The organism is Mobilitalea sibirica (genome assembly GCF_015999265.1).
In the GTDB taxonomy this organism is placed as follows: domain Bacteria; phylum Bacillota; class Clostridia; order Lachnospirales; family Lachnospiraceae; genus Mobilitalea; species Mobilitalea sibirica.
The window spans coordinates 1-8650 of record NZ_JAEAGR010000028.1; the positions used below are offsets into that span (position 1 = coordinate 1).

Here is an 8650-nt window from a genome sequence, read left to right on the forward strand (position 1 = left end):
TATAAATCACCTTCTTTCATAGTGTTAGCGAGGCAGTACGAAAGTAGTGGTAGGCGATTTATAAGTGTATTTTATTACAAATAAATATCGGGGTGAAGTACCACCCCAATATTTATTATAGAACCTTATTTATCAGTCGAATCACAAAGTGTATAAATAGATAAATAACATTTCTGACGGAAAAGGAGACTGCAATGGATAATAAAGCACAACAAAAAAACAATATATTGACAAGGAGTATGAACGATTTACTAACCTTTAATTTTCTTCACAGTATTACTTTTAAAATGATAATTGTCATTACAGTTACTTTTATGTTCAGCGCACCTGTTGCACAAACAATTAACAACTATGTGCAAAGAACAGGTTTGGTATCCGGCAATATAGGAGCTTATATAAATACTTTTATTAATATGTTGGTAATAAACCTAATTATAGTATTTTTTATGTATAGATTAATTATCAAGCCACTCAAGAAACATATTAAAGTGCTACGTGAAATCGGTGAAGGTAATCTATCAGAAAATGTATCTGTCAATGGCAAGGATGAATTTTCAAAATTAGCTAAAGCAACCAACTTAACAATAAACCACTTAAATGAACTGATAGGAGAAGTTCAAAAAAGTGCACATAATACAGATACTACAACATCAAAGTTGGAAGACAATTTAAAAGATATAAAATTAAGTACATATCAGATTGGAGTAGCTTCCGAGGAAATTTCAAAAAGAGCGGAAATGCAAGCGAATATAATAGAGGATGGATCAAAAAAAGCAGAACAGTTGTCTGATGTGATAGAGAAGAACAAGCATAATATGACCTCATTAAATGAAATATCTTTAGAAATTAATCATTTAGTGTCAGAAGGTCTCGATGAAATAGAGAAGCTAGCTAAAACCAATAATGAAAGTATTTTATCAATTAGAGATATCTCATTAAATATAGATCAAATGAATGACAGCGCTAGTAAAATAGGCGAAGCAAGCAATATCATAACCTCAATATCAAAAACAACAAATTTATTGGCATTAAATGCTTCCATGGAAGCAGCCCGGGCTGGTGAAGCAGGACGAGGGTTTGCAGTAGTGGCGGAGAATGTGAAAAAGTTAGCCGAACAATCTGCTGCTTCTACACAAAGGATTGATGAAATTGTAAATGAAATTCAATATGCTTCAAAAAATGCAGTAAATGCGATGGAACGAGTAACAAGCATATCAGATGTACAATCAAGTGCTGTGAAAATTAGTAAGGGTAAATATGAAACTATATCCACTGCAATAAAAAAGACAGAGGATATAGTTGGTAATCTAAATATATCAAGCGACAGTATGGCGTGTATGAAGGATGATATTATACAAATACTTAATAGTTTTACGGCAATTGCTCAAGAAAATACGGCATCAACCCAAGAAGTAGCTGCGTCAATAGGCGAACAAACAAGTGCGATTGAAAAAATTACTGATATGGGAGAGAAGTTATCTTTATCAACAGAAGAACTGAGTTCAAAGGTTAAAGAATTCGATGTATAATCATATTATTAAAACGACGAGTATACTCTTAGATAAGTTAGTCATAATTCCTGAATCCAAATCACCCTGATTATGAGACAATAATAATTACAAGGAAGAACAATAAAATGTTGTTATGCTATCTTAAGAGACCTATAACAATATGATGAAAAATATATATGTTATGGATAATAGTTATTATGTTAGGTTAATGGAATTAGAAACTCAAATAGAAAATGATTAATTGCAGATATCATTATGGTGATAAGTGATTTGTTTGTATTAGTAGAACAACGATAACGTTTAATAGTATATTGTCGTTATAGGACATTTTTCAGTGAAGTGATTCGCTGGAAAGTGTCTTTTTACATTAAAAGATACTTGTCCCAAAGCTATTTGTATATTATACGAGGATATGGGATTTTTCTCTTGAAATAGAATTGAAATCCATTTAGTAGAGTTATAATCAAAAATACTCTTTAGTGTTCTTCACTTTGCTATTAAGTGTTATAATTAAATACATAACGAAATACATTAAATATATATTGTAAAACAATAAATATTATGTTAATATTAATAAAACTATATAAGCGAGGTGCTTTTATGAAACATGGATCAACACTCTTTTTAAAGTTAGCTCTTATTCTTATAGGAATTCCGGTTCTTGCTTTGTGTGTAATTGGGATTTCCCGATTGATTAACAATCCGATCAACCCTGATTATGCATCGATACTGTATCCTATAATAGCCGGTATGTATGCTTCAACAATACCATTCTATATTGCGTTATATAAAGCTTTTAAACTCTTAAACTATATTGATAATAATACCGCTTTCTCTGATCGATCTGTAGTGAGTTTAAAACATATCAAATGCTGTGCAATCGTATTTAGTGCTTTATATGTTCTAATGATGCCCTTCCTTTATCTATTAGCCCAAAAGGATGATGCGCCCGGCCTCATCATAATGGGAATGGTCCCCGTCTTTGCATCCATGGTGATTGCTGTCTTTGCGGCTGTACTTCAAAAGCTTTTAAGGGAAGCTATAAACTTAAAATCAGAAAATGATTTAACAATATGAGGGGAATAATATGGCTATTATAATCAATATTGATGTGATGTTGGCGAAAAGAAAAATGAGTGTCACAGAACTATCTGAAAGAGTTGGGATAACAATGGCGAATCTATCTATATTAAAAAACGGAAAGGCCAAAGCGATTAGATTAGCAACCTTGGAACAGATTTGCAAGGCACTGGATTGTCAGCCCGGAGATATCTTGGAATATAAGGGCGACGAAGACACATTAAGATAACTCGTATATCATTAATAATTACGTTCAGTAAAATAACATTTAGGACATTTATAAAAGAGGCAGTTGTTAAATGATACCCCGTAGGATTCCTTTAGCAACCGCCTCTTTTTATTTTAAATATTCTTTTATCTATACGAAAAGCGGTAATCGATAGATATCATTTCAATAAACACCAAAACCAGATATACAGTTTTCCTATAGCATACACGCAGGATTTAAATATCAGAATAAATTATGGATATGTTAACATACCTTATAAAAAGAATGGTTCGTTTGGTGATGAGAGTGTCAGTTCTTTATACAAGTATTGTTCATAATTTTTGTGTATCTTTTGGAGTTATTTTAGGAGCCAGTTTATTCTCTGGAATCGGAGCTATCTTAACCAACAAGCCTCCGATGAAATCTATGATTGATATAGCTGGTTCCATTAAAATATGGGCTATGGCAATTGCGCTGGGTGATACTTTTTCTTCTTATGCAGTAATTGAGAAAGGGTTATTCTCCGGTGAGTTTAAATCGATTGCGAAACAAGGTATCTATGTACTAACCGCTTTGGTAGGAGCCAACTTAGGGTATAGTTTTATTAAACTGCTTGAAAGGTGTGGGCAGTTATGGAACAAATAAAATCTTTCACAGCGAAACTTAAGTTCTGCTTTGTAACCGGAATGATGGCTGGGATTATCATGGGTTCAACGGCGATTAGTATGATTGTAAGCTATCGGGTAGACCTCTATCATAAGAACATTGCATATCTGGAAACAACAATAGAAGATAAGAATGCGCGGTTAGAGAAATTAGAAGCTACCATTAATACCAAAGAGCTGATTTTAAAAGATATTGAGGTGCTCTTAGAATTTGATGGGGACGAGATGGACAAAATCATCATCGAAAAAAACATTAATGATAAATACAACACCCTGTTAGGAAAAGAAGTGAAAAATATAGATGCTGATATTGTGATTGAAGTTGTTGATAATCGGATATTTATGATTGAAGACAGAGAGTACCAACTCCATGTTAATAAATTAGTTTTAACCGAAGTATTAAAGATATGGATTATGGTACATCCACTTAATGAGGGCAACTGATAGTAAGGTTGAATTATGGCAGCTGCCCTTTCAGAGCATTATGCAAGACAAAAGATGGCCCATGCCAGTAACTCACATAATATTATGCTGAATTAGAGTTTTTTCATAAATCTAGGGCGCTGTATAATAAAGGTCATTTCTATGCACAGGAAATCGCAGATACCTTAAACTATTAAGACGGAGTTAAACGTTGATAGATCAAAGGATTTGTCAGATCCAGCCACCGTCCAGCCCTATGATCTGGCCTGTAAGGTATTCATTTTTATACGCCAGATGATATACCAGATCAGCTACCTCTTCTGCCCGACCAAGGCGGCTTGATGGTATTTCATTCGTTAACTGAAGTAGTTCTTCGTCTTCCAGAAACTGATTCATCTCCGTATCAATTGCACCACAGGCAACTGCATTTACCTGAATGTTACTGGGAGCCAGTTCCTTCGCTAAGGCCTTGGTGAAGGCATTCATACCACCTTTCGAAGCGGAGTATGCCACTTCACAGGATGCACCGACGTTACCCCAAACGGAAGAAATGTTTATGATTTTGCCATATTTATTTTTAACCATATCAGGAATGGCAAGAGAACAGCAATTATAGACCGAAGTTAGATTCGTGGTCATAACTTTACTCCAATCAGATGGTGACATATCGGTTAAAAGGCCGATATAGGATATTCCTGCATTGTTAACAAGCACATCCAGGTGACCATATAGTTTTTTAATCTGTGTAAAAAGTTCTTTTGCCACCTCATATTGTCCAATATCTCCTACAAAAGCATGGCAGGAGATCTGATAGGTTTCAAGCTCTGCTTTTGTCTTTAATAACAAATCCTCTCGGTTCGTGCAGTTTATCACTACATTATAACCCTTCTTAGCGAATTTCACAGCGATTGCTTTGCCAATTCCCCTGGAGGAGCCGGTAATTAATACGGTCTTTCTTTTCATGGAAAACACCTTCCCTGTACATGATTAATCAGAAATTAGATAAATAAAATAAATTTCTTTACACAGTTATAAAATTTAAACTGGTATAAGAAAATCACTTATTAATTATATCATATATGCCCGCCTTCGAAAATATACAATATTACTTAAGCAGCGTTTTGCAATATCACCTTAGAGTGTTATAACATTGCTTTAAGAAATGTTTTATTAATAACCGCTAAATATGCTTGTGTTTAATCATTCATGAAATGCCGTCCATTCATTGTAAAGAGGACCATCTTCTCATCTTGTCAAAGGATATTGATTAAGGTATTTTTGTGTGATAAAATAAAGCGAAAGATGAGAGGTGAAATGCTTGAAAAAGACAGTCGGAAAGATATTTCTTAGGGTTTTTATAAAATCCTTTTTTATTGTTTTTCTTTTGATTGGAATAGGGGCGATCAGTTATACGGCTGTTATGAGATATATGAAGGAGCCCTATGATAATCATGCAGAAGATTATATCAACCTGCAGGAAGATGTAGTAATTAAGGAGGCAAGGGTTGAGGATATCTCTAAGAATATCATTTTTAGTGTGAATGAAGAGAACGGTGAGATTAGTAAAATACTGTTGGAGATCTTCCATTGTGAAGCTAAGAAGCTTTACTACATAACAGTTCCTATAAGAACCCAGTTTACTATGTCAGATACGTTATATCAGAAGCTAGTACCGGTTTATCCGGCAATTCCGCAGGTTATAAAGCTTTCTAATATTACGAAGTATTTTCCCGAGGAAACCCTTTATGAATATGGAGCGCTTATAATTGATGATCTTTTCGGTATAAACACAAGTTATTATACGGTAATTCCAAAGGATATTTATGAAACTATATTTGTATCAAAGAATATTACTTTGGAGGAAGATAATATGGAAGAGGGTCAAACAGTGGATAGGAGCATTACCAAAGAAGTATTTTCGGATGAGTATCTTACATTATTAGAAACCATTAAGACGGCAGAAGATTTAAGTAATTATATCGAAGGAATCTATTCAGCTGTTGACTCGAATTTATCCTTGAATCAAAAGATGAATTATTTCGAAAGTTATATAAATTTAAAACAAAATAATATATACTTTGAAATCTTAATCGGTGAAGATAAAAATAGTGCTTATATCATAAAGGAAGAAAAGGTTAATGAACAGCTGGAGAACTATATGAGGTAAGATTAAGATAAAATGCTTTATGTGCTAATGTAATCAAAAGTATTTGCTTACCATTGATAAATAAAAAATTAGACAGATATATGATCAAGCATAAAAATTAGAGCACTGGTACGATAAGGTTTTAGTGTATAAACAAAAGATGAAATGCGTACTATACAAATGAACTAAGGACTACCTAATACAGGGTTTTTATAAGGAGCGAACATGTCCCGAAAGAAGATTACAAATAAAAATATTTTATTTCTTAGAAGATTTTTAACGATAATCATTGGTGCTATACTAATGGCTTTATCTGTTAATTTGGTATACGAACCCATGGGCTTAGTAACAGGAGGAGTCTCAGGTCTTGCAATCGTGATTAAAAAAATAACGGAGCCTATAATTGAGGGTGGACTTCCTATATGGCTTTTTACAGTACTATGTAATGTTCCGTTGTTCTTTTTTACAGTGAAATTAAAAGGCAAGAAATTTATCATATCCGTGTTTTTTGGAACAATTACTTATATATTGGCACTTATGATAATTCCGATTGTAGATTATCGGTTTGAAGATGCTTTATTGGCATCCATTATCGGCGGTACCATAGGGGGTGCCGGTATTGGTATGGTGTTTTCTGCTTTTTCTTCAACTGGCGGAACAGACCTTTTGGCAACCTTGGTTCACGACTATAAGAAGCATGTATCCGTACCTCAGATTTTGATTGTAATAGACGGGGTTATTATTTTTATAGGTGCCTTAGTATTTGGACTTGGTAATGCACTTTACGCGATTATAGCGGTGTTCATAACCGCTAAGGTATCTGATGGCATATTAGAAGGTCTTAAATTTGCAAAAATGGCCTACATTATATCGGATGAACATACGAGTATTGCCGATGCTATTATGAGATCTTTGGACAGGGGAGTGACCGGTATCAGTGCGACCGGAATGTATTCCAATAAGGACAGAAAGATGTTATTTTGCGTTGTATCAAAAAAGGAAATTGTGAAAATTATTGAAATTTCTAAAAAAATAGACCCAAATTGTTTTGTGATTGTTAGTGATGTAAGGGAAGCTTTGGGAGAGGGTTTTATTGAATATAGACAGTAAATAAAACATTTTTTCATAGGATTATCGGTAAAAATACTTATTTTTACTCTTAATATACAAATTATACAAAACCCTAAAACCTATTTTGTTAAAATGGGATATGGTTTATACTTTTGAAATGGTGTATCATAACGAATATAGCATTAGTACAAGAAATACATGAATAAGTAGAGAATTTAGGAGGATAGCAAATGGCAAGTTTATCTTTAAAAAACATTACCAAACAATATCCCAACGGAGTTGTAGCGGTAAAAGATTTTAATCTTGAAATAGCTGATAGAGAGTTTATCATTTTCGTAGGACCATCCGGTTGTGGTAAGTCAACAACACTTCGTATGATTGCGGGTCTTGAAGAAATTACCCAAGGTGAATTGTGGATTGGTGACAAATTAGTAAATGATGTAGAACCTAAAGATAGAGATATCGCGATGGTATTCCAGAACTACGCTTTGTATCCGCATATGTCAGTTTATGATAATATGGCATTTGGTTTGAAGTTAAGAAAAGTTCCTAAGGATCAGATTGACAAGGTTGTTCATGAAGCAGCTAAGATCCTTGATATTGAACATTTATTAGATCGTAAGCCTAAGGCTCTGTCCGGTGGTCAGAGACAGCGTGTTGCGATGGGTCGTGCGATTGTTCGTAGTCCTAAGGTATTCCTTATGGATGAGCCTTTATCCAACCTTGATGCTAAGTTGAGAGTACAGATGCGTATCGAGATTTCTAAGTTACACCAGAAATTACAGACAACTTTCATTTATGTAACACACGATCAGACAGAGGCTATGACACTCGGTACCAGAATCGTTGTTATGAAGGATGGCTTTATTCAACAGGTAGATACACCTCAGAATTTATATGACAGACCTCAGAACTTGTTCGTAGCTGGTTTCATGGGATCTCCTCAGATGAACTTCATCGAGGCAACTGTTATGAAGAAGGGTGCTGATGTATTCGTAACCTTCGGTAACAACACACTGAAACTTCCTGAAGCAAAAGCTAAGAAAGTAATTGATGGTGGTTATGATGAGAAGACTGTAATCCTTGGTATTCGTCCTGAGGATATTCATGATGAAGAGATGTTCATCAGTAATTCTCCTGACAGTGTAATCGAAGCAACTGTTAAAGTATACGAGTTGTTAGGTGCGGAAGTATTCTTATACTTCACCGTTGATGAAACATTAGATATCACAGCCCGTGTTAACCCTCGTACTACTGCAAGACCGGATGACACATTAAAGATTGCCTTTGATATGTCAAAGATGCATGTTTTCGATAAAGAAACAGAGCAGGTTGTTACAAACTAATTATAATAATTATTGCAGGGAACAAATTTGTTCCCTGCTTTTTTATGTTATTTCGAAAATAGTTAATTCTTATAAGGCTCATTGTCAAGTGTTGGGGTGTGATTCATTTGAATCATGCCCCAACACTGGTTTTAGAGCTATTTTTATGTTTATAGGTTCTATAAGGTGTTTTAGGGTGCACTTAATAAGCCTACCACTAT

9 protein-coding genes are annotated in these 8650 nt (G+C 34.2%); 8 read left to right on the forward strand and 1 reads right to left on the reverse strand.

The window, feature by feature from the left end:
* Nucleotides 1-194: 194 nt before the first annotated feature.
* The 5 genes from I5677_RS16830 to I5677_RS16850 all read left to right on the forward strand — a co-directional run bounded on the left by I5677_RS16830 (nucleotide 195) and on the right by I5677_RS16850 (nucleotide 3908).
* Nucleotides 195-1529 (forward strand): methyl-accepting chemotaxis protein, encoded by a 1335-nt coding sequence (locus tag I5677_RS16830; RefSeq protein ID WP_197662815.1) that lies wholly within the window; start codon nucleotides 195-197, stop codon nucleotides 1527-1529.
* A gap of 582 nt (nucleotides 1530-2111) precedes the next feature.
* Nucleotides 2112-2588, forward strand: coding sequence for a DUF2975 domain-containing protein (locus I5677_RS16835; protein WP_197662816.1), 477 nt, complete (start codon nucleotides 2112-2114; stop codon nucleotides 2586-2588).
* A 10-nt stretch (nucleotides 2589-2598) separates the two neighbouring features.
* Nucleotides 2599-2820, forward strand: a complete 222-nt coding sequence (locus I5677_RS16840) for a helix-turn-helix domain-containing protein (protein WP_197662817.1) — start codon at nucleotides 2599-2601, stop codon at nucleotides 2818-2820.
* 234 nt (nucleotides 2821-3054) lie between these two features.
* On the forward strand, nucleotides 3055-3444 hold the full coding sequence (locus I5677_RS16845; RefSeq protein WP_330617954.1) for a YtrH family sporulation protein: 390 nt from the start codon (nucleotides 3055-3057) through the stop codon (nucleotides 3442-3444).
* Nucleotides 3432-3908 (forward strand): hypothetical protein, encoded by a 477-nt coding sequence (locus I5677_RS16850; protein WP_197662818.1) that lies wholly within the window; start codon nucleotides 3432-3434, stop codon nucleotides 3906-3908. Before I5677_RS16845 ends, I5677_RS16850 begins: the two co-directional genes overlap by 13 nt.
* Nucleotides 3909-4118: 210 nt before the next feature.
* Here I5677_RS16850 and ymfI read toward each other — a convergent pair whose 3' ends face one another.
* Nucleotides 4119-4850, reverse strand: a complete 732-nt coding sequence (ymfI, locus tag I5677_RS16855) for an elongation factor P 5-aminopentanone reductase (protein ID WP_197662819.1) — start codon at nucleotides 4848-4850, stop codon at nucleotides 4119-4121.
* Nucleotides 4851-5205: 355 nt separating this feature from the next.
* Between ymfI and I5677_RS16860 the strand changes: the two genes are divergently transcribed.
* From I5677_RS16860 to I5677_RS16870, 3 genes are all read left to right on the forward strand, one after another.
* Complete coding sequence (locus tag I5677_RS16860) at nucleotides 5206-6054, forward strand: hypothetical protein (protein WP_197662820.1); 849 nt, start codon at nucleotides 5206-5208, stop codon at nucleotides 6052-6054.
* A gap of 204 nt (nucleotides 6055-6258) precedes the next feature.
* The gene (locus tag I5677_RS16865; RefSeq protein WP_197662821.1) at nucleotides 6259-7143 is read left to right on the forward strand and encodes a YitT family protein; all 885 of its coding nucleotides are present in this window, start codon (nucleotides 6259-6261) and stop codon (nucleotides 7141-7143) included.
* A gap of 191 nt (nucleotides 7144-7334) precedes the next feature.
* The gene (locus tag I5677_RS16870; protein WP_197662822.1) at nucleotides 7335-8450 is read left to right on the forward strand and encodes an ABC transporter ATP-binding protein; all 1116 of its coding nucleotides are present in this window, start codon (nucleotides 7335-7337) and stop codon (nucleotides 8448-8450) included.
* Nucleotides 8451-8650: the final 200 nt, after the last annotated feature.